Annotated in this window: 20 protein-coding genes; 15 read left to right on the plus strand and 5 right to left on the minus strand. The window is 71.5% G+C overall.

What is annotated here, in order from left to right; translation table 11 throughout:
* The first annotated feature begins 32 nt into the window (after positions 1 to 32).
* A complete protein-coding gene (locus ACFWBB_RS29485; RefSeq protein WP_385278360.1) occupies positions 33 to 1,787 on the plus strand; it encodes a DAK2 domain-containing protein in 1,755 nt (584 codons plus the stop codon).
* A gap of 201 nt (positions 1,788 to 1,988) precedes the next feature.
* Here ACFWBB_RS29485 and ACFWBB_RS29490 read toward each other — a convergent pair whose 3' ends face one another.
* Together ACFWBB_RS29490 and ACFWBB_RS29495 are read right to left on the minus strand one after the other, a co-directional pair.
* Positions 1,989 to 4,964: a tetratricopeptide repeat protein gene (locus tag ACFWBB_RS29490; protein WP_385278362.1), complete on the minus strand. Its 2,976-nt coding sequence runs from the start codon at positions 4,962 to 4,964 to the stop codon at positions 1,989 to 1,991.
* Positions 4,964 to 6,820: an HSP90 family protein gene (locus ACFWBB_RS29495; protein WP_385278364.1), complete on the minus strand. Its 1,857-nt coding sequence runs from the start codon at positions 6,818 to 6,820 to the stop codon at positions 4,964 to 4,966. The genes ACFWBB_RS29490 and ACFWBB_RS29495 overlap by 1 nt, the downstream gene beginning before the upstream one ends.
* A gap of 166 nt (positions 6,821 to 6,986) precedes the next feature.
* On the opposite strand from ACFWBB_RS29495, the gene recG reads away from it, so the two are divergent.
* The 8 genes from recG (at position 6,987) to mutM (ending at position 14,773) form a co-directional block, all read left to right on the plus strand.
* Entirely contained in the window at positions 6,987 to 9,206 is a 2,220-nt protein-coding gene (gene recG / locus ACFWBB_RS29500; protein WP_385278366.1) for an ATP-dependent DNA helicase RecG, read from the plus strand.
* A 501-nt stretch (positions 9,207 to 9,707) separates the two neighbouring features.
* Positions 9,708 to 10,292 carry a 16S rRNA (guanine(966)-N(2))-methyltransferase RsmD gene (gene rsmD, locus ACFWBB_RS29505; RefSeq protein ID WP_385278368.1) on the plus strand — a complete coding sequence of 195 codons (585 nt, stop codon included), beginning with the start codon at positions 9,708 to 9,710 and terminating at the stop codon, positions 10,290 to 10,292.
* 26 nt (positions 10,293 to 10,318) lie between these two features.
* Positions 10,319 to 10,798: a pantetheine-phosphate adenylyltransferase gene (gene coaD, locus ACFWBB_RS29510; protein ID WP_385278406.1), complete on the plus strand. Its 480-nt coding sequence runs from the start codon at positions 10,319 to 10,321 to the stop codon at positions 10,796 to 10,798.
* A gap of 111 nt (positions 10,799 to 10,909) precedes the next feature.
* Positions 10,910 to 11,983: an ATP synthase F0 subunit B gene (locus tag ACFWBB_RS29515; RefSeq protein ID WP_385278370.1), complete on the plus strand. Its 1,074-nt coding sequence runs from the start codon at positions 10,910 to 10,912 to the stop codon at positions 11,981 to 11,983.
* A 195-nt stretch (positions 11,984 to 12,178) separates the two neighbouring features.
* Positions 12,179 to 12,832 (plus strand): YceD family protein, encoded by a 654-nt coding sequence (locus ACFWBB_RS29520; protein ID WP_385278372.1) that lies wholly within the window; start codon positions 12,179 to 12,181, stop codon positions 12,830 to 12,832.
* A gap of 2 nt (positions 12,833 to 12,834) precedes the next feature.
* Positions 12,835 to 13,008, plus strand: a complete 174-nt coding sequence (gene rpmF, locus ACFWBB_RS29525) for a 50S ribosomal protein L32 (RefSeq protein WP_385278374.1) — start codon at positions 12,835 to 12,837, stop codon at positions 13,006 to 13,008.
* Between the two features lie 19 nt (positions 13,009 to 13,027).
* Positions 13,028 to 13,831, plus strand: a complete 804-nt coding sequence (rnc, locus tag ACFWBB_RS29530) for a ribonuclease III (RefSeq protein WP_385278376.1) — start codon at positions 13,028 to 13,030, stop codon at positions 13,829 to 13,831.
* A gap of 81 nt (positions 13,832 to 13,912) precedes the next feature.
* Positions 13,913 to 14,773, plus strand: a complete 861-nt coding sequence (gene mutM / locus ACFWBB_RS29535) for a bifunctional DNA-formamidopyrimidine glycosylase/DNA-(apurinic or apyrimidinic site) lyase (RefSeq protein WP_385278378.1) — start codon at positions 13,913 to 13,915, stop codon at positions 14,771 to 14,773.
* On the opposite strand, the gene ACFWBB_RS29540 is transcribed toward mutM, so the two are convergent.
* Positions 14,746 to 15,147 (minus strand): winged helix-turn-helix transcriptional regulator, encoded by a 402-nt coding sequence (locus ACFWBB_RS29540; RefSeq protein ID WP_385278380.1) that lies wholly within the window; start codon positions 15,145 to 15,147, stop codon positions 14,746 to 14,748. The genes mutM and ACFWBB_RS29540 overlap by 28 nt on opposite strands.
* Before the next feature lie 105 nt (positions 15,148 to 15,252).
* Between ACFWBB_RS29540 and ACFWBB_RS29545 the strand changes: the two genes are divergently transcribed.
* On the plus strand, positions 15,253 to 15,885 hold the full coding sequence (locus ACFWBB_RS29545; RefSeq protein ID WP_385278382.1) for a flavodoxin family protein: 633 nt from the start codon (positions 15,253 to 15,255) through the stop codon (positions 15,883 to 15,885).
* A 46-nt stretch (positions 15,886 to 15,931) separates the two neighbouring features.
* On the opposite strand, the gene ACFWBB_RS29550 is transcribed toward ACFWBB_RS29545, so the two are convergent.
* The gene (locus ACFWBB_RS29550; RefSeq protein WP_385278384.1) at positions 15,932 to 17,080 is read right to left on the minus strand and encodes a CAP domain-containing protein; all 1,149 of its coding nucleotides are present in this window, start codon (positions 17,078 to 17,080) and stop codon (positions 15,932 to 15,934) included.
* Positions 17,081 to 17,277: 197 nt separating this feature from the next.
* Between ACFWBB_RS29550 and ACFWBB_RS29555 the strand changes: the two genes are divergently transcribed.
* The 4 genes from ACFWBB_RS29555 (at position 17,278) to ACFWBB_RS29570 (ending at position 23,600) form a co-directional block, all read left to right on the plus strand.
* On the plus strand, positions 17,278 to 17,559 hold the full coding sequence (locus tag ACFWBB_RS29555; RefSeq protein ID WP_385278386.1) for an acylphosphatase: 282 nt from the start codon (positions 17,278 to 17,280) through the stop codon (positions 17,557 to 17,559).
* 379 nt (positions 17,560 to 17,938) lie between these two features.
* Positions 17,939 to 18,142, plus strand: a complete 204-nt coding sequence (locus ACFWBB_RS29560) for a hypothetical protein (protein ID WP_020128723.1) — start codon at positions 17,939 to 17,941, stop codon at positions 18,140 to 18,142.
* 263 nt (positions 18,143 to 18,405) lie between these two features.
* Positions 18,406 to 21,963: a chromosome segregation protein SMC gene (gene smc / locus ACFWBB_RS29565; RefSeq protein WP_385278389.1), complete on the plus strand. Its 3,558-nt coding sequence runs from the start codon at positions 18,406 to 18,408 to the stop codon at positions 21,961 to 21,963.
* A gap of 218 nt (positions 21,964 to 22,181) precedes the next feature.
* Positions 22,182 to 23,600, plus strand: a complete 1,419-nt coding sequence (locus ACFWBB_RS29570) for a sugar porter family MFS transporter (RefSeq protein ID WP_385278391.1) — start codon at positions 22,182 to 22,184, stop codon at positions 23,598 to 23,600.
* Between the two features lie 87 nt (positions 23,601 to 23,687).
* Here ACFWBB_RS29570 and ACFWBB_RS29575 read toward each other — a convergent pair whose 3' ends face one another.
* Entirely contained in the window at positions 23,688 to 24,659 is a 972-nt protein-coding gene (locus ACFWBB_RS29575; protein ID WP_385278393.1) for an LLM class flavin-dependent oxidoreductase, read from the minus strand.
* Positions 24,660 to 24,750: 91 nt separating this feature from the next.
* On the opposite strand from ACFWBB_RS29575, the gene ACFWBB_RS29580 reads away from it, so the two are divergent.
* On the plus strand, positions 24,751 to 24,954 hold the full coding sequence (locus ACFWBB_RS29580) for a hypothetical protein (protein WP_385278395.1): 204 nt from the start codon (positions 24,751 to 24,753) through the stop codon (positions 24,952 to 24,954).
* The last annotated feature ends 29 nt before the right edge of the window (positions 24,955 to 24,983 follow it).

Here is a 24,983-nt window from a genome sequence, read left to right on the forward strand (position 1 = left end):
TGCGTCCAGTCCAGCAGCTCAAGGAGGCGCAGGTGGCGCAGGTGCCGCAGACATTCTTCGATGCTCTCGCGGTGCGCACCTGGTGCGGCCTCGCCCTCACGGCGCTGGGACGGGCGCGTGAGGAGATCGACGCGATCAACGTCTACCCGGTCGCGGACGGGGACACCGGCACCAACATGTACCTGACCGTCGAGTCGGCGGCGACCGCCGTCGAGGCGGTGTTCGCCGGGTACGAGGCCGGTTCCGGCGCTGGTTCCGTGCCCGCCGGGAAACCCTCCCTCGCCGACGCCGCACGCGCGATGGCGCACGGCGCGCTCATAGGGGCGCGCGGGAACTCGGGGACGATCCTCGCGCAGTTGCTGCGCGGCATGGCCCAGGTGCTCGCCGCCGACGGTGAGACCCCTCACACCGACGGAGACGGGCTGGGCCTGGCCCTCCGGCACGCGGCCGACTCCGCCCGCCAGGCCGTCGCGCACCCCGTCGAGGGCACAGTCCTGTCGGTCGCCTCGGCCGCCGCCGACGCAGCCGAGGGGGCCGAGGGGGCGGGAGGGGACTGCGGGACGGTCGCCCGGGCGGCCTACCGAGGAGCGTGCGCGGCCCTGGCCAAGACCCCGGGGCAGCTGGCGGTCCTGGAGCACGCCGGCGTGGTGGACGCGGGCGGCCGGGGACTGGTCGCGGTCCTCGCGGCGCTGGTGGGGACGTTCACGGGGGAGGTGCCGGCGCTCTCCGGCGCTCTGTCCGCCAGCCACGCGCGCGTGCAGCCCGATCGGGCGCCGGAATCCGCTCGTGCGCCGGAACCTGTTCTCCCGGAGGACTGTGCCGTTCCCCCGGAGGACTGTGCCGACGGGCCGGACGGCGAGGGCGGCCCCGCCTTCGAGGTGATCTACCTTCTGGAAGCCGAGGACACGGCCGTGGCGCGGCTGCGGCAGCGGCTGGACGCCCTGGGCGACTCGCTGGTCGTGGTCGGCGGCGACGGTCTGTGGAACGTGCACGTGCACGTGGACGACGCGGGCGCCGCCGTGGAGGCGGGGGTCGAGGCGGGCCGGCCGTACCGGATCCGGATCACCCATTTCGGCCTCGACGACGCGCACACGCGCGGTGGAGAGCGGCCGCCGCGCGAGCGGGTCCAGCGGGCGGTCGTCGCCGTAGTGCCGGGCGAGGGCCTGGCCGGGCTGTACGCCGAGGCGGGTGCGACCACCGTGCTCGCGCGCCCCGGTGAGCCGCCCGCCAGCGGAGAGCTCGTTCAGGCCGTACGACGGGCCCACGCGCGCGAGGTCGTGCTGCTGCCCAACGACGCCGACCTGCGGCACACCGCCGCCGCGGCCGCCGAGCAGGCTCGCGCGGAGGGCATCCGGGTGGCCCTGATCCCCACCCGCTCCGCGGTCCAGGGGATCGCGGCGCTGGCCGTGCACGAGCCTGAGCGGCGCTTCGACGAGGACGTGGTGTCCATGACCTCGGCGGCCGGTGCCACCCGGTACGCCGAGGTCGCCGTCGCAGAGCGTCAGTCGTGGACCATGGCCGGCATCTGTCAGGCCGGCGACGTCCTCGGGCTGATCGACGGCGACGTGGCCGTCATCGGCTCCGATGTCACCACCGCCGCCGAGACCGTCCTGAACCGCATGCTGGCGGCGGGCGGCGAACTCGTCACCCTCGTGCTCGGCGACGAGGCCCCCGACGGCGTCGCCGAGCACCTGGAGACCCGGGTACGGGAGGCGTACCTCGCCGTCGACACGGTGGTGTACCGAGGGGGACGGCAGGGCGCGTTGCTGTTGATCGGGGTGGAGTAGGGGCCGGGTCAGGGGCCTGGGCTCAGAAGCCAGGAGCGACGGCGCGGGCGAGGGCACGATGAGCGACGGCGCGGGCAATGAGCGACGGCGCGGGCGAGGGCGATGGGCGACGGCGAGCGGGGGCGGCGAAGGCGAGGGGCGACGGGCCAAGGGATTGTTCAACAAACAGTCCTCCCCACCACCCCTCTCCCGAGGGATCGTTCAACGCCCCTTCTGTTCCTCCGCCGCCTGTAGCAACTGCTCCGCCTCGGCCCGCCGAGCCCGCACCGTCTCGTCCTCCGCCTGCTCCTCGCTCCCGGTGTCGGGGTCGGGATCGGCGTCGGCGTAAGCCCGCAGCACCGCACGCGCGCGTGCCGCCGCCTCCGCCGGACGTCCCAGGTCGGTCTCCAGCCAGCCCGCGGCCAGCTCCGCGCCGGTCCGGGCGTGCACGGCGTCCTCGCCCAGGGCGACGAACACCGCGACGGCCTCGGCCATCTGGGAGAGCGCCTCGTCAAGGGCGGCCCGGATCGAGTCGTCGTCGGCGTCCTCGGCGGCGGAGCGGGCGAGCAGGTCCCCGAACTGGCGGTGGGTGTGGCCGAGTTCGGCGACGAGCCGCAGGCGCGCCTCGTCGTCGTCCGCCACGCCGAACGCGTCCGCGCACTCCTCCACGGCACTGGTCATCAGGGCGCGTGCCGCGTCCGTCCCGTCCTCGGTGCGCAACGCCAGCCACGCGCGGGCACGTAGTGACCGGACGAGCCCGTGGACGTTGCCGAGGCCGCGCCACAGCTCGCCCGCGCGCACGTAGGCCCGGTCCGCCTCGGTGCCCAGGCCGGCCTGGCCGAGCGACTCGGCGGCCAGGTGGGCGAGGGTCGCGTGGTCGTGCTGCTCGGGCCAGTGCCGGGCGATCTCGGCGGCCTGGAGCCGGCGTTCGGCGGCGTCCCGGTGTTCCCCGAGCTCGCTCAGACAGTCACCCAGCCACCACTGCGTCTGGACGACCGCGCCGTCGCCGTGCGTCTCGGCGGTCAGGTCCGCCAGCGCGGACTCCAGCACCTCCGCGGCCTCGGCCCAGCGGCCCTGGCGCACCAGGAACCCGCCGAGCTGGTGCCGCGCCCAGGCGCCGAACGTGGGGCCCGCGCCTGCCTCGTCCGCCCAGTGCGCCGCCTCCAGGGCGTGTTCCGCGGCCTCGTCGGCCTGCCCACGGCCCCCGACGACCTCGGCGAGCTGGAGGTGCAGCTGGGCCCGCCCGATCGCCTCCAGGTACGGTCCGCCGTGCTCCAGGGCCGCCCGCAGGGCCCGCTCCGCCTCCCCCATGTCCTCCAGCTGATGGGCGATACCGGCCAGCCGGGCCTCGTACTCCACGGCGAACCACGGCAGACCCGCCTCGACGAACTCCGCCGCGGCCCGCGCGAACAGCTCCGCGCCCGCTTCCGGGTGCCCGGAGTGCGTCGCCAGCTCCGCCAGCATCGCGTGCCCCTCGGCGACCCGGGCGGCGAGCCGTACGTCGTTCCCCGCCCGCCCGTCCACGAGTGCCAGCAGCTCCCGTACGGCCGCCTCCGCCTCCGCCAGGACCGTCTCCTCCACCGCTCCCTCGGCCTCGTGGACGCGCCGCATCAGGATCCGCGCCCGTCCCATCAGCACGCCCGCCGCCTGCGGGACCTCCGTGCCGCCCTCGGCGTACAGCTCGAGCACCCGGTCGTACAGGCCCGCGACCGTCGCGAGCGCCTCGTCGACCTCGCCGGCCAGCGCACGGACGTACGCGGCACGCGCGCGTGCGGCCAGGGCCTCTCCGGGGTCGCCCGCCCGCGCGTACAACTCGGCGGCGCGCGCGAACGTTTCGGCGCCCTCCGGGCCGAGACCGATCGCCCGGTGGTCGGCGATCTCCGCGCGGTCACGTGCCTCCAGCTCGACGCCCTCCGCCTCTTCGGCCAGCTGCGCCACTCGCTCCCACGCCTCGACGGCATGCGGCTGGAGGGTGTCGGACAGCCGCCGGGCCTCGGCGAGCAGGACCGGCAGGTCCGGTTCACCGGCCTCCGGAACCGGGGCCGCAGCCCCGGGCGCCTTCGCGGCCACGGCCGAAGCGGGGCGAGCCGCCCGCACCCCCAGCGGCAGCCGCTCCACCAGGGGCCGCTGCGCCATACGCGCGCGTGCCCGCTCGCCGACGTACGACGTACCGTTGCGCTCGTCGAAGCGCGCGGCCAGCGCGAGGGCCTCGGCGCGCGCGTGCGTCGCGAGTTCCGCGGCCGTCCACTCCCGCCCGGCCGGACCGGGCACCCGCTGACCGGCGAGACCGAGCTCGGACAGGCGCTCCATGAGCAGCACCACCACGCTCAGGAACTCCAGCTTGCTCTGCGGATGCCCCTCGTCCGTGAAGTACGCGGGCCGTTCCGCGAGCAGTTCCAGGCCCCGGGCCTCGTTCCCGGTCAGCGCGCAGAACTCGACGTGGTCGGCGTAGGCGCCCCGCATGCTCTCCATGGACCGCACCAGCCGAAAGCCCCGCAGATGGTGGGCGCGGGCCTCCTCCAGACGGCCGAGCCGCAGCAGCGGCACCAGGGACGACGCGAGCACGGCGTGCGGCTCGTGCGCGCACGTGTACTCGCCCTCCAGGACCGGCGCCCACAGCTCCAGCGCCTCCGCGTCCCGGCCCCGCTCCGCCCGCCACCAGCCCTGCCCGCGCAACTCGCACGCGTGACAGTCGGCCATGGTGTCCCGGTCCGCGGCCAGCCAGGCGGTGAACGCCCGCTCGGCCCGCTCCACGTCGCCCACGTGCGCGGCCACGCTGAACTCGGCGCTGCGCACCGCCCGCGCGGAGTGCCCGGCGATCCGGTAGCGGTGCTCCATCTCGCCGAGCCACTTCTCCACCGACGCCAGCGGCACGTGCGGCTGGTCCAGCATGCCGGCCGACATCCACTTGAAGACCCAGTGCAGCGAGTGCGTCTCGTATGCGTCGAAGTCCTCGGGCCGCTCGTCCCACATACGCAGCAGCCGCGCGAACGGGACGAACATCTTCGCCTTCTCGGAGCTGTAGTTGTAGACCTTCAGCTGGTGCCCGAGCGCCTCGATCACGGCGAGCGGGATGTCCAGCCGCTCGGCCTCCACCAGCAGTTGCTCCGCGCGCGCGTTGCGGGCCGGTCCCTCCGGCTGCTCGCCGTTCTCCGCCATCGCCCGGCGGAGGGAGTCGAAGTCCGTGATTCCACTCATCAGTGACCGCCCTGTCCCTCTGTCGGCTCCCCGGGTGCCGACTCCCCGTGCGTGGCCCATTCCAGGAGGCCGATGAACGCCCGGTTCAGCAGCGCCGAGTCCGCGGGCCGCAACGGGCGCTGCGCCATCAGCAGCGCCTGTCCGTACAGCGACTCCGTGGCGGTGCCGATCAGCTCGGGATCGTTCAACGAACTGATCCGCCGTATCAGCGGGTTGAGATGGTTGAGCACCAGACGCGCGCGCGGGGCGCTCCCGCGCAGCGAGCCCAGAATGCCCGCCCACAGGTCGTCGGCCCGCGACTCCGCCCGCGCGCGTGCCTGCTCGTGCCGGGCCCCGCGGTCGTCGAGATGCAGCGCGGGCACCGACAACGGGTGAAAGGCCCGCAGGACGACGTCGCAGCCCAGCGGATCGAGCTTCGCCCGCGCGGCCGCCAGGAAGCCCGCGAGCGCCAGCTCGTCGGCCGGGGCGACGGCGTCCAGATGGGCGGTCACGGTCTCCGCGTCCAGCTCGGCGACCACCGTCCCCGGCCGCACCGACGGCAGCGCCTCGACCAGCTCGCTGTCGTACGTGTAACCGCCGTTGATCACCCCGATGCCCTGCGCGGAAGCGATCGGCGCGACCTGCCGGTACTCCTCCACGGTCCGCGTGAAGTGCACCACCGGGTGCCGCTGGGCGAACTCCTCCAGCGACAGCCGCCCGTCGGTCGTCTCGAAGGGCAGCCACGGCAGCATCGTGCGCAGCATCTCCTTGTCGTGCCGCGCCAGGGACTTCACTCCCAGGTGGTGCACCTCCAGGAAGGCCGCCAGCCGTTGCGGATCCCCGGCGGCCAGCCCCGTCAGCCATGACCGGATCCTTTCCCCGAGCGCCTCCCGCACCGCCGCCAGCGTCTCGTCCTCGTACAGCGACTCCCGTGAGGCCGTCGGCCGCAGACTGTCGGTGTCCAGGACACAGCGCACGAAGAACGCCCATTCGGGCAGCAGCTGTTCGCCCCGCTCGGTCAGCAGCATCCCCTTGAGGTGCACCCGGTGACCGGCACGCTGCGCCGGGCTGACCGCCGACGGCAGCACGTACGCCACCCCGCGCACCCCCGCCACCGGCAGATCCAGCTCGACCGAGTCCAACGGCGTGAACCCGAACAGCTCGTGACAGTGCCGGGCCAGCGCCACCCGCCGGTTGGCGGGGGAGGGGTAGGACCGGTTCCAGGGCGCCGGAAGATCGGTGACCGCCTCGTCGCCGACCCGGACGTCGTACGGCAGCAGCGAGCCGAAGTCCCGGGCCAGCGCCAGCACCCGCTGCTCTGTGAGCCACTCCCCGGCACCGGCCCGCGCCACCAGATGCACGGTGGTGCCCGGCTCGGGCCGCTCCGCGTCGGGCAGTGTCCGTACGGTGTAGGAGCCGTCGTCGCACGCCGTCCACTCCACCGGCGGCGCGTCCGGGGTACGGGCACTGCGACTGACCACGCGGATCCGTTCGGCCACCACGAAACAGGCCAGCAGCCCGATGCCGAACTGCCCGAGGAAGTCCGAACGGACGTCCTGGAGCCCCTCCGCGCGCTTGGAACTGCGCCCGATCGTCGCCAGCAGGCTGTGCACGTCGGCCTCGGTGAGACCGACGCCGGAGTCCTCCACCCGCAGCCGGCCGTCCGCGGCGGACAGTCGCACGCGCGCCGGGGCGTCGGGCTCCTCGGCCCGCCGGGCGGTGATCGCGTCCACGGCGTTCTGCAGCAGTTCGCGCAGATAGACCTTGGGACTGGAGTAGAGGTGATGGGACAGCAGGTCCACCAGACCACGCAGGTCGACCTGGAACGTGTGGGGCGGCTGGGATGCCTGGGATGACTGTGAGGTCTGGGAGTCCATCGCTGCAGCGCCGCGGGCTGGGGGAGGACACGGCGCGGGGTCGGGCGGTCCCGGTGGGGCGGTGACCGCGGATGATGGCCGGAGCGCGTCATCCTAGAGCCCGAACGAGCCGCCTGACCAGGGGTTTCGGGACACGTATACGGCAATGTCAGTGGCGTGGTGTGCAATGGATCTCGTGCCCGCACTGGAAGAACCACTGGAACAGCCACTGAAGTCAGTGCTCGGCCCCGCCACCGCGAAGGTGATGGCCGAGCACCTCGGCCTGCACACCGTCGGCGACCTCCTGCACCACTACCCCCGCAGATACGAGGAGCGGGGCCAGCTCACCCACCTCGCCGACCTCCCCATGGACGAACACGCCACCGTGGTCGCCCAGGTCGCCGACGCCCGGCTGCACAGCTTCGCCTCGGCCAAGGCTCCCCGGGGCAAGGGCCAGCGCCTGGAGGTGACCATCACCGACGGCAGCGGCCGGCTCCAGCTGGTCTTCTTCGGCAGCGGCGTCCACAAACCCCACAAGGACCTCCTGCCGGGCACGCGCGCGATGTTCTCCGGCAAGGTCTCGGTCTTCAACCGCCGCCTCCAGCTGGCCCATCCGGCCTACGAACTGCTGCGGGCGGACACGGACGAATCCGTCGAGACCTGGGCCGGCGCCCTCATCCCGCTCTACCCGGCCACCGCGAAACTGGAGTCCTGGAAGATCGGCAAGGCGATCCAGACCGTCCTGCCCCACGCACAGGAGGCGCTCGACCCCCTCCCGGACTCCCTGCGTGACGGCCGGGGCCTGGTCTCCCTCCCCGAGGCCCTCCTGAAGATCCACCGCCCCCACACCAAGGCGGACATCGCCGACGCCCGGGCCCGCCTGAAGTGGGACGAGGCGTTCGTCCTCCAGGTCGCCCTCGCCCGCCGCCGCCACGCCGACGCGCAACTCCCGGCCGTCCCCCGCGTGCCCGCCCCCGACGGGCTCCTCACCTCCTTCGACGCCCGCCTCCCCTTCACCCTCACCGAAGGCCAGCAGAAGGTCTCGAAGGAGATCTTCGACGACCTGGCGACGGACCACCCGATGCACCGGCTGCTCCAGGGAGAGGTGGGTTCGGGCAAGACCATGGTCGCCCTGCGCGCCATGCTCGCCGTGGTCGACGCCGGTGGACAGGCCGCCATGCTCGCCCCCACCGAGGTCCTCGCCCAGCAGCATCACCGCTCCGTCGTCGAGATGATGGGCGAGCTGGCCGAGGGCGGGATGCTGGGCGGGTCCGATCGGGCCACCAAGGTCGTGGTGCTGACCGGGTCCATGGGCACGGCCGCCCGCCGGCAGGCACTGCTCGACCTCGTCACCGGCGAGGCCGGCATCGTGATCGGCACACACGCGCTGATCGAGGACAAGGTCAAGTTCCATGACCTCGCTCTGGTCGTCGTCGACGAACAGCACCGCTTCGGTGTCGAACAACGCGACGCGCTGCGCGGCAAGGGCAAGCAACCCCCGCACCTGCTCGTCATGACGGCCACGCCCATCCCGCGCACTGTCGCCATGACCGTCTTCGGCGACCTGGAGACCTCCGTCCTCGACCAGCTCCCGGCCGGCCGCTCACCCATCGCCAGCCATGTCGTCCCGGCCGCCGACAAGCCCCACTTCCTGGCCCGCGCCTGGGAACGGGTCCGCGAGGAGGTCGCGAACGGCCATCAGGCGTACGTCGTCTGCCCGCGGATCGGCGACGACGAGGAGGAGAAGAAGGCCGGGGCCAAGAAGAAGTCCCCCGAGGACGAAGCCGAGAAGCGGCCGCCGCTCGCCGTCCTGGACATCGCCGACCAGCTCGCCAAGGGCCCCCTGCACGGTCTCCGGGTCGAGGTCCTGCACGGCCGCATGGCACCCGACGACAAGGACGCCGTCATGCGCCGCTTCACCGCGGGCGACACCGACGTCCTGGTCGCCACGACCGTCATCGAGGTCGGCGTCAACGTCCCGAACGCCACCGCGATGGTGATCATGGACGCCGACCGCTTCGGTGTCTCCCAGCTGCACCAGCTGCGCGGCCGGGTCGGCCGGGGCTCGGCGCCCGGCCTGTGCCTCCTCGTCTCCGAGATGCCGGAGGCGAGCCCGGCCCGCCAGCGCCTCAACGCCGTCGCCGCCACCCTCGACGGCTTCGAGCTCTCCCGCGTCGACCTCGAACAGCGCCGAGAGGGCGACGTGCTGGGCCAGGCCCAGTCCGGCGCCCGCTCCAGCCTGCGCGTACTCGCGGTCATCGAGGACGAGGAGGTCATCGCGGAGGCGCGCGAGGAGGCGGCCCGCCTGGTCGCCGCCGACCCGGAGCTGGAGACCCTGCCCGGCCTGCGCACGGCCCTGGACGCCCTCCTCGACGAGGACAGGGAGCAGTACCTGGACAAGGGCTGAAGACCACCCCCCGAACCCGGGCCGGCCCCGACACCGCCCCGGTGCGTCCGACACCCTGTCCACGCCACCCCGAACCCGGACCATGCCGCCAAGCGCCGCAATGGGACCGTGCCGCTCAGCGCCGCAATGGGACCGTGCGGCGCTGAGGCCGGGCCCGCGAGCCCCGGGGCGTGTGCGGCTCCAGCGCCCGGGCGGTGGAGCCATGGGCGGCCCGCAGCCATTTCCGCCGAAGAACGGCCGGCGCGTGTGAGGCCCAGCTGCCCGGGACGTGCCGCGCGCCGCACCCGAACCGTGCGGCTGTGCCGTCCGGGCGGAACAAGCCATGGACGGCCCGCAGCCGCTCTCCGGCATCAGTGGCGCGAGCCACGGGCGGCCCGCAGCCACTCCCCACGCCCGGCGCGACGGTGCCGGACGGCCCGCGGCCGCTGCCGGTACGGAGCGCTCCCGCTCCCGCGGCCTGCCAGACTGGAGCAGTACCCGCCCCCGAACAAGGACCCCGAGATGACCCGCGTGATCGCCGGCGTAGCCGGTGGACGTCGCCTGGCCGTCCCGCCAGGGACCGGCACCCGCCCCACCTCCGACCGCGCACGCGAGGGTCTCTTCTCCACCTGGCAGGCCCTGCTGGGCGGCCCCCTCGACGGCGAGCGGGTGCTGGACCTGTACGCGGGCTCGGGCGCCGTGGGCCTGGAGGCCCTGTCCCGAGGCGCGGGCCACACCCTCCTCGTCGAGGCCGACGCGCGAGCGGCCCGCACGATCCGGGAGAACGTCAAGGCACTCGGCCTGCCCGGCGCGGAGGTCAGGGCGGGCAAGGCCGGGCAGATCATCCAGACACCGCCGACGGGGCCGTACGACCTGGTCTTCCTCGATCCCCCGTACGCCGTGACGAACGACGATCTTCGGGAGATTCTCCTCACACTCCGCTCGGGGGGCTGGCTCGCGGCCGATGCCCTCGTCACCGTGGAGCGCAGCACCAGAGGCGGGGAGTTCCCCTGGCCGGACGGTTTCGAAGCGCTTCGGGCCCGTCGCTACGGCGAGGGAACGTTTTGGTACGGTCGCGCCGCCTCTACGTGCGAAGACGCACGATGACCGGACTGGAGAGCGAGGGACCACAAGTGCGCCGTGCCGTCTGTCCCGGGTCGTTCGACCCGATCACCAACGGACACCTCGACATCATTTCCCGCGCCTCTCGTCTGTACGACGAGGTCTATGTCGCGGTCATGATCAACAAGTCCAAGAAGGGCCTGTTCGAGATCGACGAGCGGATCGACCTGATCCGCCAGGTCACCGCCGAGTACGGCAACGTCCGCGTCGAGGCGTTCCACGGCCTCCTCGTCGACTTCTGCAAGCAGCGCGACATCCCGGCCATCGTCAAGGGCCTCCGGGCGGTCAGCGACTTCGACTACGAGCTGCAGATGGCCCAGATGAACAACGGTCTGTCGGGCGTCGAGACGCTGTTCGTGCCGACCAACCCCACGTACAGCTTTCTGTCCTCCTCCCTGGTCAAGGAGGTCGCGACCTGGGGCGGCGACGTCTCCCACCTGGTGCCGCCGCTGGTCCTGGAGGCACTCGGCGAGCGTCTCCGGAACGACTGACCTCGGGACCGGCTTCCTGACGGCCCGTCACCCGGTGTCCGGCGGACACCCCATGGCCGTACAGTCGTCCCGTCCGTCTCCAACACAGCTGTAGAGAGTGGCGAGCAACCGGTGGACGTGCAGAAGAAGCTCGACGAGATCGTGACGGCGGTCTCCAGTGCCCGGTCGATGCCGATGTCGGCTTCGTGCGTGGTCAACCGCGCGGATCTGCTCGCCCTGCTGGAAGAGGTGCGCGCGGCCCTTCCCGACTCCCTCGCCCAGGCCGAGGAGCTGATCGGGGGCCGTGAGCAGATGGTCGAGCAGGCCCGCCAGGAGGCCGAGCGGATCATCTCCACCGCACACGCCGAGCGCGGCTCCCTGATCTCCGACACCGAGATCGCCCGCCGCTCCCAGGACGAGGCGGACCGCATCCTCGCCGAGGCCCGCAAGGAGGCCGAGGAGGTCCGCGCGGAGGCCGACGACTACGTGGACTCCAAGCTCGCGAACTTCGAGGTCGTCCTCACCAAGACCCTCGGCTCGGTCGGCCGCGGCCGCGAGAAGCTCCTCGGCACCGGACCCGGCACCGACGAGAACGGCTACGAGGACGAGGACGCCCCCGAGCGCAGCCACGACCCCGAGACCCTGCGCCGTGACGCCGACGCCTACGTCGACACCAAGCTGGGCGCCTTCGAGGCGGTCCTCGCCAAGACCCTGGACGCGGTCGGCCGCGGCCGCCAGAAGCTGCACGGTCGTATCGCCTCGGACGACCTCGGAGCCCTCGCCGACGACGCCACGACGTTCCAGCACTCCTCCGACGCCGACTACCTCGCCGACCTGACCGCCCTCGCGGAGCAGGACGCCGCGGCCGCGCAGCCCGTCCAGCAGCCGTACGACCAGCAGGAACCGCAGCCGGCGTACGGCTACCAGCAGCAGCCGGACCCGTACGGCGGCTATCAGCAGCAACAGCAGGGCTACGGCCAGCAGGACGCGTACGGCTACCAGCAGCAGGCCGACCCCTATGCGTACCAGGGCTACGACACACAGCAGGCCCCCTACGACCCGAACCAGGCCGTCCAGCAGCCCCAGCAGGCCCAGCAGGCCCAGCAGGCCCAGCAGGGTTACGCCCTCGACGAGACCAGCCTCTTCGACACCGGCATGATCAGTGCCGAGCAGCTGCGTGCCTACGAACAGGGACGCGGCCTGTAGAGCCAGCCCGCCCAACCCACCTGCCGCCCCCGTGCAGGGTGGGGCAGGGCCCGGATTGGGCTGTGGGCGAAAGCTCCAGTATCCTGTCTCTTCGGTCGCGTGTGCGCTTCGCTGACTTCGTATACGCCCGCGATCAAAGTTGCCCGCAGTACCGAGGGGCAGCGTCCCCCCGAGCTCAGAAGATCGAAAGCAGGAATGGCCCTGAACGCCCGCCTCGACCACCGCAAGCCTCTCGTGTTCGACACGCACGAGCTGGGGCGGCGGCCTGGTGCGCTACAGCGCCTGACCCGTCAGATCGACGCTCCCCGGGATCTCGGGATCCAGGGAGTTATCGGAGTGCCGGAAGGCGCCCCGGTGGAGCTCGAACTCCGACTCGAGTCGGTCATGGAAGGGGTGCTCGTCACAGGCACCGCCCGTGCACAGGCCGAGGGGGAGTGCGTAAGGTGTCTGGAGCCGCTGGAGCTGGAGCTCGAAGCGGACTTCCAGGAGATGTTCTCGTACCCTGACGCCGACGACCGGGGCCGCCCCAAAGCGGAGCCGGTCGACGACGCCGAGGAAGACGAGGACAGGCTCTACATCGAGGACGGCTTGTTCGACCTCGAACCCGTGCTGCGTGATGCGGTGGTGCTCGCACTGCCGCTGCAGCCGGTGTGCCAGGACGACTGTCTGGGCCTGTGTTCCGAGTGCGGAGCGCGGCTCACGGACGACCCGGACCACCACCATGACGCCACCGACATCCGTTGGGCGGCACTGCAGGGACTCGCCGGTTCACTCGAAGACGGCGAGAAGGACGAGATGAGTGGCGAAGCGCCTCGATCGGCGCGCGCCAACGAGAAGCAGGAGAAGTAGCCGTGGCTGTTCCGAAGCGGAAGATGTCGCGCAGCAACACGCGCCACCGCCGGTCGCAGTGGAAGGCTGCGGTCTTCACCCTGGTTGCGTGCGAGCGCTGCCACGAGCCCAAGCTGCAGCACATCGCGTGCCCGTCTTGCGGCACCTATAACAAGCGCCAGGTCCTCGAGGTCTGAGCGGCTGGTGAGAGGCTTCATGTCTGACGCCAAGGCGGACACGACCGCCAAGAACAAGGCGGACACGGCCTCGTCCCACACGCTTCTGGAAGGGCGGCTCGGCTATCGGCTCGAGTCCGCCCTTCTGGTGCGTGCGCTGACCCACCGTTCCTTCGCATACGAGAACGGCGGCCTGCCGACGAACGAGCGGCTGGAGTTCCTCGGGGACTCCGTGCTCGGCCTCGTCGTCACGGACACGCTGTATCGCACCCACCCCGACCTGCCCGAAGGCCAGCTGGCCAAGTTGCGGGCCGCGGTGGTCAACTCGCGTGCGCTGGCGGGGGTCGGTCGTGGCCTCGACCTGGGTTCCTTCATCCGGCTCGGCCGGGGCGAAGAGGGCACGGGCGGCCGGGACAAGGCGTCCATCCTCGCCGACACCCTCGAAGCGGTGATCGGCGCGGTCTATCTCGATCAGGGCCTCGACGCGGCCTCCGAACTGGTGCACCGCCTGTTCGACCCGCTGATCGAGAAGTCCTCGAACCTCGGTGCCGGCCTGGACTGGAAGACCAGTCTCCAGGAGCTCACCGCGACCGAAGGCCTCGGTGTCCCCGAGTACCTGGTCACGGAGACCGGCCCCGACCACGAGAAGACCTTCACTGCTGCTGCCCGCGTCGGAGGCGTCTCGTACGGCACCGGCACCGGCCGCAGCAAGAAGGAGGCGGAGCAGCAGGCCGCCGAGTCCGCCTGGCGGTCCATCCGGGCCGCGGCGGACGAGCGTGCCAAGGCGGCGCAGGCCGTCCCGGCCGCCGACGGCAGCCCGGACCCCGAGTCCGCCTCCGCCTGACGAACAGCGGAACAGTAGAACAGCGGTACGAGACGAGCGCCCGCCCCCACTGGGAGGCGGGCGCTCCGTACGGGGGATCCCATGCCCGAGTTGCCCGAGGTCGAGGTCGTCCGGCGCGGTCTGGAGCGATGGGTCGCCCATCGCACGGTCGCCGACGCCGAGGTGCTGCACCCGCGTGCCGTACGCCGTCATACGGCCGGCGCCGACGACTTCGCGCACCGCCTCAAGGGTCACCGCATCGGCACCGCCAGCCGCCGCGGCAAGTATCTGTGGCTGCCGCTGGCGGATACCCACCAGGCGATCCTGGCCCACCTCGGCATGAGCGGCCAGCTCCTGGTCCAGCCGCACGAGGCTCCCGACGAGAAGCACCTGCGCGTCCGGGTGCGCTTCGCGGACGAGGTGAACACCGAGCTGCGCTTCGTCGACCAGCGCACCTTCGGCGGCCTTTCGCTGCACGACACCACCCCCGACGGACTTCCGGACGTCATCGCGCACATCGCCCGCGACCCCCTCGATCAGCTGTTCGACGAGGAGGTGTTCCATCAGGCCCTGCGGCGCAAGCGCACCACCATCAAGCGCGCCCTGCTCGACCAGTCGCTGATCAGCGGCGTCGGCAACATCTACGCGGACGAGGCGCTGTGGCGCGCCCGCCTGCACTACGACCGCCCCACCGGGAACCTCACGCGTCCGCGCACGCTCGAACTCCTGGGCCACGTCCGGGACGTGATGAACGCGGCTCTCGCCGTGGGCGGCACCAGTTTCGACAGCCTGTACGTCAACGTCAACGGCGAGTCGGGCTACTTCGACCGGTCCCTGGACGCCTACGGCCGCGAGGGTCTGCCCTGCAGGCGGTGTGCCACGCCGATGCGCCGGCGCCCGTGGATGAACCGGTCCAGCTACTTCTGCCCGAAGTGTCAGAAGGTGCCGCGCATCCCGTCGTAGCGCTCGCGGGCGGCCAGCACGTCACCCATGCGCCCTTCCACGCAGTGGATGAGGGACAGCAGCCGCTCGGCCACCTCGCGTCCCAGTGGGGTCAGTTCGTAGTCCACGCGGGGCGGGTTGGTCGGCTGAGCCTCGCGATGCACCAGGCCGTCGCGCTCCAGCGCGTGCAGCGTCTGGGACAGCATCTTCTCGCTCACGCCGTCGACCCGGCGGCGCAGCTCGTTGAAGCGCAGCGAGCCCTCGTACAGCGCCCCCAGCGTGAGTCCGCCCCAGCGGCCCGTGACGTGCTCCAGCGTGCCGCGCGAGGGGCAGGCCCTGGCGAACACGTCGAACGGGAGGTCCTGGTCCGCCGTGCGCTCCTGGGTGATGTTCATGACCCAAGCGTACGCGAAGGCAGCGCTAGCTGGTGGATTGCACTAACCAAAAGTTAGTGCAATCCTGTGGTCACCGCTTTTGAGCTGCCCATTCGAGGAGTACGTATGTCCGTCCCCGTGGCCCCCGTCCCCGTGATCCCTGCCTCCGTAGTCAGCGTCCCCGTGGTCTCCGTCGCTTACCACTCCGGCTACGGTCACACCGCCGTCCTCGCCGAGGCCGTCCGTGCCGGGGCCGCCGAAGCAGGTGCCGAGGTGCACCTGATCAAGGTCGACGAGATCACCGAGGAGCAGTGGACGCTGCTCGACGGCTCGGACGCGATCGTGTTCGGTTCACCGACCTACATGGGAACCGCGTCCGGTGCCTTCCACGCCTTCGCCGAGGCGACCTCCGCGCGCTGGGCCACCCAGGCGTGGCGGGACAAGCTGGCCGCAGGGTTCACCAACTCCGGTTCCAAGAGCGGCGACAAGCTGCACACGCTGCAGTTCTTCCAGATCCTGGCGGCGCAGCTGGGCATGCACTGGGTCAACCTCGGTCTGCTGCCCGGCTGGAACAGCAGCACCGGATCCGAGAACGACCTCAACCGCCTCGGCGTGTTCCTCGGCGCGGCCGCGCAGACCAACGTCGACGAGGGTCCGGAGGCCGTCCACAAGGCCGACGTGGCCACGGCGGAACACCTGGGCCGGCGGGTCGCCGAGACCGCGCGGCTCTTCCGGAACGGCCGCGCCCAGGCTGCATGATCGTTTCTGCGGGTCCGCCGCCTGCCGCTCGGTCCCCTTTTCGGCCCTAGTAGCCGAAGTCCTGCGTCCACCAGGGGCCGCCGGAGCCGAAGTGGACACCGACGCCCAGCGTCTTGAAGTCGCAGTTCAGTATGTTCGCCTTGTGGCCGGGGCTGTTCATCCAGGCCTCCATGACCGCGGCCGCGTCGGCCTGGCCCCGGGCTATGTTCTCGCCGCCGAGGCCGGATATCCCGGCCTTCGCCGCCCGGTCCCACGGGGTCGCCCCGTCCGGATCGGTGTGGTCGAAGAAACCTCGCGCGGCCATGTCGTCGCTGAACTTCTCGGCGAGATCCGACAGTGAGCTGTTCGCGGAGACGGCACTGCAGCCGACCTTGGCCCGCTCCTCGTTGACCAGCTTCAGCACCTCGGCAGCGGCCTGTGCCTCGGCCGAGACCGTCACCGGGGAATCGGACTGCTCCGGCGCCTTGGTGGCCGTCTTCTTCGATTTGGACGGAGTGGTCTCCGGCTCCTTCGAAGGCGTGGTCTGCGGCTTCGGCTTCTCGGTGGCGGTCTTGGTCGGCGCCGCCGACGAGGTGGAGGCGGAGGGCGAGGAGGGGGCCGATGACGACGGCGGGGTGGCGGGCGAGGTCGACCGGCCGGAGTCGCGGCTGGTCGACGTACCGCCGCGTTCGGAGTCGGCGGAGCCGGAGGTGCCGCCCTGCTCGGAGGCCGAGTTGGTCGGGGAGTCGGCGGCCTGCACCTTGTCGGCGGAGCCCCCGCCGCCGCCGAGCTGGTAGCTGTCGAGACCGGGCACCACGCCCGTGGCCACCGCGACGGTGCCCAGGGCGACCGCCGCGGAGACGCCCAGCAGACCTGTCTTGACCGGCGTGGCGACCTTCTTCTTCCGGCGGCGGCCGGCGGCGGCGCGGGCCGAGCCCGACCGCAGGGCACCGTCGTCGGGCCGGAATCCGTCCGCCGCGAACACCGCGGTGTCGGCGTACTCGTCGTCGACGGAGTACAGGTAGTCCTGACTTCTGGCCACGGAGTCGGCGTACGCCTCCGGGTTCAGGTACGGCGCGATGCCCATCGTGGGGCGGTCGCCCGCATACGAGTCCCGCGGAGTGCGACTGTCCGCGTGCGAGCCGTGCGTCTGTGTGACCCCCGTGGCGCGGCCCGTGGCGGCGCGGCCGGCGGCGGAGCGTCGGTGGCGTCCCATGTCCTTGCCTTCCTCGTCCAAGCGGTGTTCCCAGCGGTCGGCCGAAGCGCTGGGGCGACGCGCGCCTCCTGCTCCCTCTGGTCGACCTGACTCACCCGATCGAGTGAGTTTCATATAAGAATCATTGGGTGGGGACGGTACCGCATGGCTCTGGGGGAGAAGTGCTCCGAGCGACTTTGCCCGGTTAGGTTGCACCCATGAGCGAGGATGTACGGCTGGTCGCCTGGGTGCGCGGACACGTCCAGGGCGTGGGTTTCCGCTGGTTCACGCGGGCCAAGGCGCTGGAGATCGGCGGCCTGAGTGGTTTTGCTCTCAATTTGGCCGACGGACGGGTTCAGGTCGTGGCGGAGGGGGCCCGTGAGGGCTGTGAGGGACTGCTCGGCTGGCTCCTGAGTGACGACACGCCCGGGTGCGTGAACGGCGTCACCGAGATCTGGGACACACCGCGCGGCGGCTACGACGGCTTCGCGATCCGCTGAGGACTCCGTGCGAAACGGCGCCGTGAGGGTGTCGAAACATGCCGTCGCCACTTGCCCTCAGCAGAAAGGAGCAGGTGGTTGCCAAGAATCGCTTGCGGTGGGAGGCTCCGCACGCAAGGATGATCGCCACGCCCTGAGGGCCCCGCAGGAGTCGCAGCGCCGCCGTTCAGGCCGCGCGCCACCGGGTCGCCCGCCAATACGGGGCGTGATCGTGTTGACCGTCAAACTTTTTGGTGAGACGCTGAAAGCACCCCGCGCACCTCAGCTGTTTGGCATGGACGAACGTCAGCACCAACAAGATCATGTCAAGCACCGCGGGTGCGAATCCCTCCGACCCACACCGCTTCGGTCGGTCACTCATCGTGGAGGACCATCCATCATGGCAAAGGCGCTTCTCGGTTACGTCGGCGGCTCCGACCCGCGACTCCTCGCCGAGATGCGACGGCTCCAGCAGCGTGTACAAGATCTGGAATCCGAGCTCGGACGGATCCAGGCCGAGAACGACGCGCTGACGGCTGCCGCTTCTCACGAATCGCTTCTGGAGAGCATCGACGCACGCCAGGCGGAGCCTGCGCTCACCTGATCGCTGCACCGCTGCACAACGGCACACGCAGAGGTCGGGCGGCTCAACTCAACCGCGTCGGACCGCTAAGTTGTCAGAGTTTGCAAGGGACGCTTCGGCGTCCCTTCTTTCTTTTCCCCCGTAATTCCAGCCCGTCGCCCCCGCTTTATTTGGTTCCCCCGCGCACCCTTTCAGTCTCTTGACGTTTGATGTGCCCTGCGCGTTCATGGGTGAAACCGCGGGTTCATGGAGTGAGACATCCCCGGAAGGTAGAGTCCAGCGCCGTGCACCTCAAGGCCCTGACCCTCCGGGGATTCAAGTCGTTCGCCTCGGCGACCACGCTCAGGTTCGAACCGGGGATCACCTGCGTGGTCGGACCGAACGGCTCGGGCAAGTCCAACGTCGTCGACGCGCTCAGCTGGGTCATGGGCGAGCAGGGCGCCAAGTCGCTGCGCGGCGGCAAGATGGAGGACGTCATCTTCGCCGGCACCACCGGCCGCCCCCCGCTGGGCCGGGCCGAGGTGTCCCTGACCATCGACAACTCCGACGGGGCGCTGCCCATCGAGTACGCCGAGGTCACCATCACGCGGATCATGTTCCGCAACGGCGGCAGCGAGTACCAGATCAACGGCGACACCTGCCGGCTCCTCGACATCCAGGACCTGCTGTCCGACTCCGGCATCGGCCGTGAGATGCACGTGATCGTCGGCCAGGGCCAGCTCGACTCCGTCCTGCACGCCGACCCCATGGGCCGGCGCGCCTTCATCGAGGAGGCCGCGGGCGTCCTCAAGCACCGCAAGCGCAAGGAGAAGGCGCTCAGGAAACTGGACGCGATGCAGGCCAACCTCGCGCGCGTGCAGGATCTGACCGACGAACTACGGCGTCAGCTCAAGCCCCTCGGCCGCCAGGCCGCCGTCGCCCGGCGCGCCGCCGTCATCCAGGCCGATCTGCGCGACGCACGTCTGCGCCTCCTCGCTGACGATCTCGTACGGCTGCGGGAGGCCCTGCAGACCGAGGTCGCCGACGAGGCCGCCCTCAAGGAGCGCAAGGAGGCAGCCGAGCAGGAACTGCGCGGAGCCCTCCAGCGGGAGGCCCTGCTGGAGGACGAGGTCCGGCGGCTCGCGCCGCGCCTCCAGCGCGCCCAGCAGACCTGGTACGAGCTGTCCCAGCTCGCCGAACGCGTCCGCGGCACGATCTCGCTAGCCGACGCGCGCGTGAAGAGCGCCACCTCCGCGCCGCCCGAGGAGCGGCGCGGCCGCGACCCCGAGGACATGGAGCGCGAGGCCGGCCGCGTCCGCGAGCAGGAGGCCGAACTGGAGGCCGCCCGCGAAGCGGCCCAGCACGCGCTCGACGACACCGTCGCCCACCGTGCCGACCTCGAGCGGGAGCTCGCCGTCGAGGAACGGCGGCTGAAGGACGTCGCCCGGGCCATCGCCGACCGCCGCGAGGGCCTGGCCCGGTTGAACGGCCAGGTCAACGCGGCCCGTTCGCGTGCCGCCTCCGCCCAGGCCGAGATCGACCGGCTGGCCGCCGCCCGGGACGAGGCCCAGGAGCGGGCCGGCACCGCGCAGGAGGAGTACGAGGCGCTCAAGGCGGAGGTCGACGGGCTCGACGCGGGTGATCAGGAGCTCGGTGACCGGCACGAGACGGCCAAGCGCCGGCTCGTCGAGGCGGAGGCCGAACTCACCGCCGCCCGCGAGGCCGCCACGGTGGCCGAACGCAGACGCGCCGCGACCCGGGCCCGTCACGAGGCCCTGGCGATGGGCCTGCGCCGCAAGGACGGTACGAGCGCGCTGCTCGACGCACGGGATCGGCTCGGCGGCCTGCTGGGCCCGGCGGCCGAACTGCTGACGGTGACGCAGGGCTACGAGGTTCCGCTCGCGGCGGCCTTCGGGGCGGCGGCGGACGCCCTCGCCGTGACCACCCCGTCCGCCGCCGCCGAAGCGATCCGCCTGCTGCGCAAGCAGGACGGGGGACGGGCCGCGCTGTTGCTGAGCGGTGCTCCGGACGACGTACCCCAGGAGCCGCGGGAGGCCGACGGGCCGCGGTACGCCGCCGACCTGGTGCGAGGTCCCGTCGAGTTCATGCCCGCCGTGCGGCGTCTGCTGCGGGGGATCGTCGTCGTCGGCACGTTGGAGGACGCCGAGGAGCTCGTCTACGCCCGTCCCGGTCTCACCGCCGTCACCGCCGAGGGCGATCTGCTGGGGGCGCATTTCGCGCACGGCGGGTCCGCCGGGGCGCCCAGTCTGCTGGAGGTGCAGGCCTCCGTGGACGAGGCCGCCGCCGAGCTCGAAGAGCTGGCCGTGCGCTGCGCGGAGTTGACGCGGACGCAGCACGCGGCCGGGGAGCGGCGCCAGGAGTGTGCCGTGCTGGTCGAGGAGCTGGGGGAGCGGCGGCGGGCCGCCGACCGGGAGAAGTCGGCCGTGGCCCAGCAGCTCGGGCGGCTCGCGGGACAGGCGCGGGGCGCCGCCGGTGAGGCCGAGCGGTCCGCGGCGGCCGCGGCGCGGGCACAGGACGCGCTGGACCGGGCCGTGGAAGAGGCCGAGGAACTGGCCGAACGGCTGGCCGTCGCCGAGGAGATGCCGGTCGAGGAGGAGCCCGACACCTCCGCGCGGGACCGGCTCGCCGCCGACGGGGCCAACGCCCGGCAGACCGAGATGGAGGCCAGGCTCCAGGTCCGTACGCACGAGGAGCGGGTGAAGGCGCTGGCCGGCCGGGCCGACGCGCTGGACCGGGCCGCGCGGGCGGAACGAGAGGCACGCGTGCGTGCCGAACAGCGGAAGGCACGGCTGCGGCACGAGGCCGCCGTCGCGGAGGCCGTCGCCTCCGGTGCGCGGCAGCTGCTCGCGCATGTCGAGGTGTCCCTCGGGCGGGGCGAGGCGGAGCGGGTCGCCGCCGACGCCGCCAGGGCGCGGCGCGAGCGGGAACTGGCCGCCGCCCGTACCGCCGGGCGCGACCTCAAGGCCGAGCTCGACAAGCTGACGGACTCGGTCCACCGGGGCGAGGTGCTCGGAGCCGAGAAGCGGATGCGGATCGAGCAGCTGGAGACCAAGGCGCTGGAGGAGCTCGGGGTGGAGCCCGCGGGGCTCCTCTCGGAGTACGGGCCGCATCAGCCGGTACCGCCCTCGCCGCCGGCCGAGGGCGAGGTGCTGCCGGAGGACTCCGAGGATCCGCGCAACCAGCCGAGGCGTTTTCTGCGGGCCGAGCAGGAGAAGCGCCTGAAGGCGGCCGAACGCGCCTATCAGCAGCTCGGCAAGGTGAACCCGCTCGCCCTTGAGGAGTTCTCCGCGCTGGAGGAACGCCACAAGTTCCTCAGCGAGCAGCTCGAGGACCTCAAGAAGACCCGCGCCGACCTCCTTCAGGTGGTGAAGGAGGTGGACGAGCGGGTCGAGCAGGTCTTCACCGAGGCGTTCCGGGACACCGCCCGCCAGTTCGAGGGCGTGTTCGGCAGGCTCTTCCCGGGTGGCGAGGGACGGCTGATCCTGACCGACCCCGGCAACATGCTCACCACGGGCGTCGATGTCGAGGCCCGGCCTCCGGGCAAGAAGGTCAAGCGGCTCAGCCTGCTCTCCGGCGGCGAGCGGTCGCTGACCGCCGTCGCCATGCTGGTGTCGATCTTCAAGGCCCGGCCCAGCCCGTTCTACGTCATGGACGAGGTCGAGGCCGCCCTCGACGACACCAACCTCCAGCGGCTGATCCGCATCATGCAGGAGCTCCAGGAGTCCTCGCAGCTGATCGTGATCACGCACCAGAAGCGCACGATGGAGGTCGCCGACGCGCTGTACGGCGTCTCGATGCAGGGCGATGGTGTGTCGAAGGTCATCAGCCAGCGTCTGCGCTGAACCGTCTGCGAGTGGGTAGACGCATTCCAGCTCCGATGATTACTTCAAGAGTTGAACACGTTTCCCTCACCTGTGCGCTGAAAGGTCACAGTCCGACCCTCTTGACTTCGACACTTGAAGGAATAGTCTCGGCACCGTTGCTTTTACCTTCAGGTACCACCTATCTGGAGGGGTTGAATCCCCGTCGGCGGCGTTGCCGGCGGTCCGAGGAGTTGAACGTGACCAGCACAGAGCAGGCACAAAAGTCAGGAGCCGGCACGGCTCACCCCGATCATCTCGGGCACGTCATCTTCATCGCCGCGGCGGCCGCGATGGGCGGCTTCCTCTTCGGCTACGACAGTTCCGTCATCAACGGCGCGGTCGAGGCCATCCGGGACCGCTACGACGTCGGCTCCGCGGCCCTCGCGCAGGTCATCGCCATCGCCCTGATCGGCTGCGCCATCGGCGCCGCGACCGCCGGCCGCATCGCCGACCGCATCGGCCGCATCCGGGTCATGCAGATCGCCGCCGTGCTGTTCACCGTCAGCGCCGTCGGCTCGGCCCTGCCCTTCTCGCTCTGGGACTTCGCCCTGTGGCGGGTCGTCGGCGGCTTCGCCATCGGCATGGCCTCCGTCATCGGCCCCGCCTACATCGCGGAGGTCGCCCCGCCCGCCTACCGCGGTCGCCTCGGCTCCTTCCAGCAGGCCGCGATCGTCATCGGCATCGCGATCTCGCAGCTGGTCAACTGGGGTCTGCTGAACTCCGCAGGCGGCGACCAGCGTGGCGAGCTCATGGGCCTCGAGGCCTGGCAGGTCATGCTGGGCGTCATGGTGGTCCCGGCCGTCCTGTACGGTCTGCTCTCCTTCGCCATCCCCGAGTCCCCGCGCTTCCTGATCTCCGTCGGCAAGCGCGAGCGGGCCCGCGGCATCCTCGAAGAGGTCGAGGGCGACAAGATCGACCTGGACGCCCGCGTCGCCGAGATCGAGCACGCGATGAAGAGCGAGCACAAGTCCACCTTCAAGGACCTGCTCGGCGGCTCCTTCTTCTTCAAGCCGATCGTCTGGGTCGGTATCGGCCTGTCGGTCTTCCAGCAGTTCGTCGGCATCAACGTCGCGTTCTACTACTCCTCGACGCTGTGGCAGTCGGTCGGCGTCGACCCGACGGACTCGTTCTTCTACTCCTTCACGACGTCGATCATCAACATCATCGGCACCGTGATCGCGATGATCTTCGTGGACCGCGTCGGCCGCAGGCCGCTCGCCCTGATCGGCTCCGTCGGCATGGTCGTCGGTCTCGCGCTGGAGGCCTGGGCGTTCTCCTTCGACCTCGTCGACGGCAAGCTGCCGGCCACACAGGGCTGGATCGCCCTGATCGCCGCCCACGTGTTCGTCCTCTTCTTCGCCCTGTCCTGGGGTGTGGTCGTCTGGGTCTTCCTCGGCGAGATGTTCCCCAACCGGATCCGTGCCGCCGCCCTCGGCGTGGCCGCCTCCGCGCAGTGGATCGCCAACTGGGCCATCACCGCGAGCTTCCCGTCGCTGGCCGACTGGAACCTCTCCGCGACCTACGTGATCTACACGGTCTTCGCGGCGCTCTCCATCCCGTTCGTCCTCAAGTACGTCAAGGAGACGAAGGGCAAGGCGCTGGAGGAGATGGGCTGAGCCTCCCGTAGGAGGTCCCTGATCTCGAGGAGCCGGGCCAAGTCCCCGCTGCCCGCTCCTCGACATCCGTAGGCGTGCTGCCCCGGCTCACCCGTTGAGCCGGGGCAGCACGTTCTCGCAGAACAGCCGCAGACCGCGCCACCCCTCCGCCGTCGGCATCCCGCCGGCCAGCGGATGCAGGACGAGGCTGTCGAGCCCCTGTTCCACGCACTCGTCCGGCGTCAGGATCCGGTAGACCCCCTCGTCACGGAGTTCCCGGACGCTTCCCGCCGCCGACCGCACCGCGGAGCGGATGTCGCCGGACTGCCAGGAGGCGTACGTCCGTGCCTCGTGCAGGAAGTGACCGCCGTACTCGGCCCACGCCCGGTCCGGGTCCTCGGCGATGTGCAGCAGCGGGGTCTCGGCGGCGGGCATCATCGTCCAGCCCTCCGTCCCGTACTCCACGAGCCGCTCCTTGTAGTAGGCCTCCAGCTCCGGAAGGTGCGCGCTGGGGAAGAAGGGCAGGCCGAGCCGGGCGGCCCGGCGGGCGGCGGCCTTCGAGGAGCCGCCGACCAGCAGCAGGGGGTGCGGCTCGGAGGACGGACGCGGGGTGACCCGTACGGTACGGCCCCGGTACTCGAACTCCTCGCCGGTCCAGGCCTTGAGCAGGGTGTCGAGAAGCTCGTCCTGGAGCCGCCCGCGCCGCTTCCAGTCCACCCCCGCCCGGGCGTACTCCTCGGGCCGGTACCCGATCCCGGCGACCGTGACCAGCCGGCCCCCGCTCAGCAGGTCGAGCACCGCGATGTCCTCGGCCAGCCGCAGCGGGTCGTACAGCGGGCCGATCACCGCCGAGACCGTGACCACGAGCCGCCGGGTCGCGCCGAGCACCGCGCCCGCGAAGGCGAACGGCGACGGAAGCCAGTTGTTCCCGGCTCCGTGGTGCTCCTCGGTCTGCACGGTCGTGACCCCGCACTCGTCGGCGTACGCGGCCATCTCCAGAGCGGCCCGATACCGCACACCGAGCTCGGCCGGGGTCGCGCCGGGAGCGACGAGATTGAAACGGACGACGGAGACGGGCATGGGAGACCCCCTTCGGCGGATGTGGGGGGACCGTAGCTGACGGTGTGTCAGATAGCCATGGGTCGGGCCCGGCCGACCGTAGGCTCGGGCCATGACTCGACCCGTCGTGCCGACCGACCCGCAGGACGAGGCCGACCGGGGTCGCGTCGCCCTCTGGCTCGACCCCGACGACCTGCGGTGGCTCGCCGAGCACTGCTGCTGCCCCGAGGACGCGTCGGAGGAGGCGGAGGACCGCTGCCTTCGCCTGCGCTTCCGGGCACGGGCCGCGCTGCACAGGAGCGGCGCGTCCGACTAGCCGTACGGACCGGGGAACAGGGCCCCCGG

Source organism: Streptomyces sp. NPDC060000 (genome assembly GCF_042737375.1).
Classification (GTDB): Bacteria; Actinomycetota; Actinomycetes; order Streptomycetales; family Streptomycetaceae; genus Streptomyces.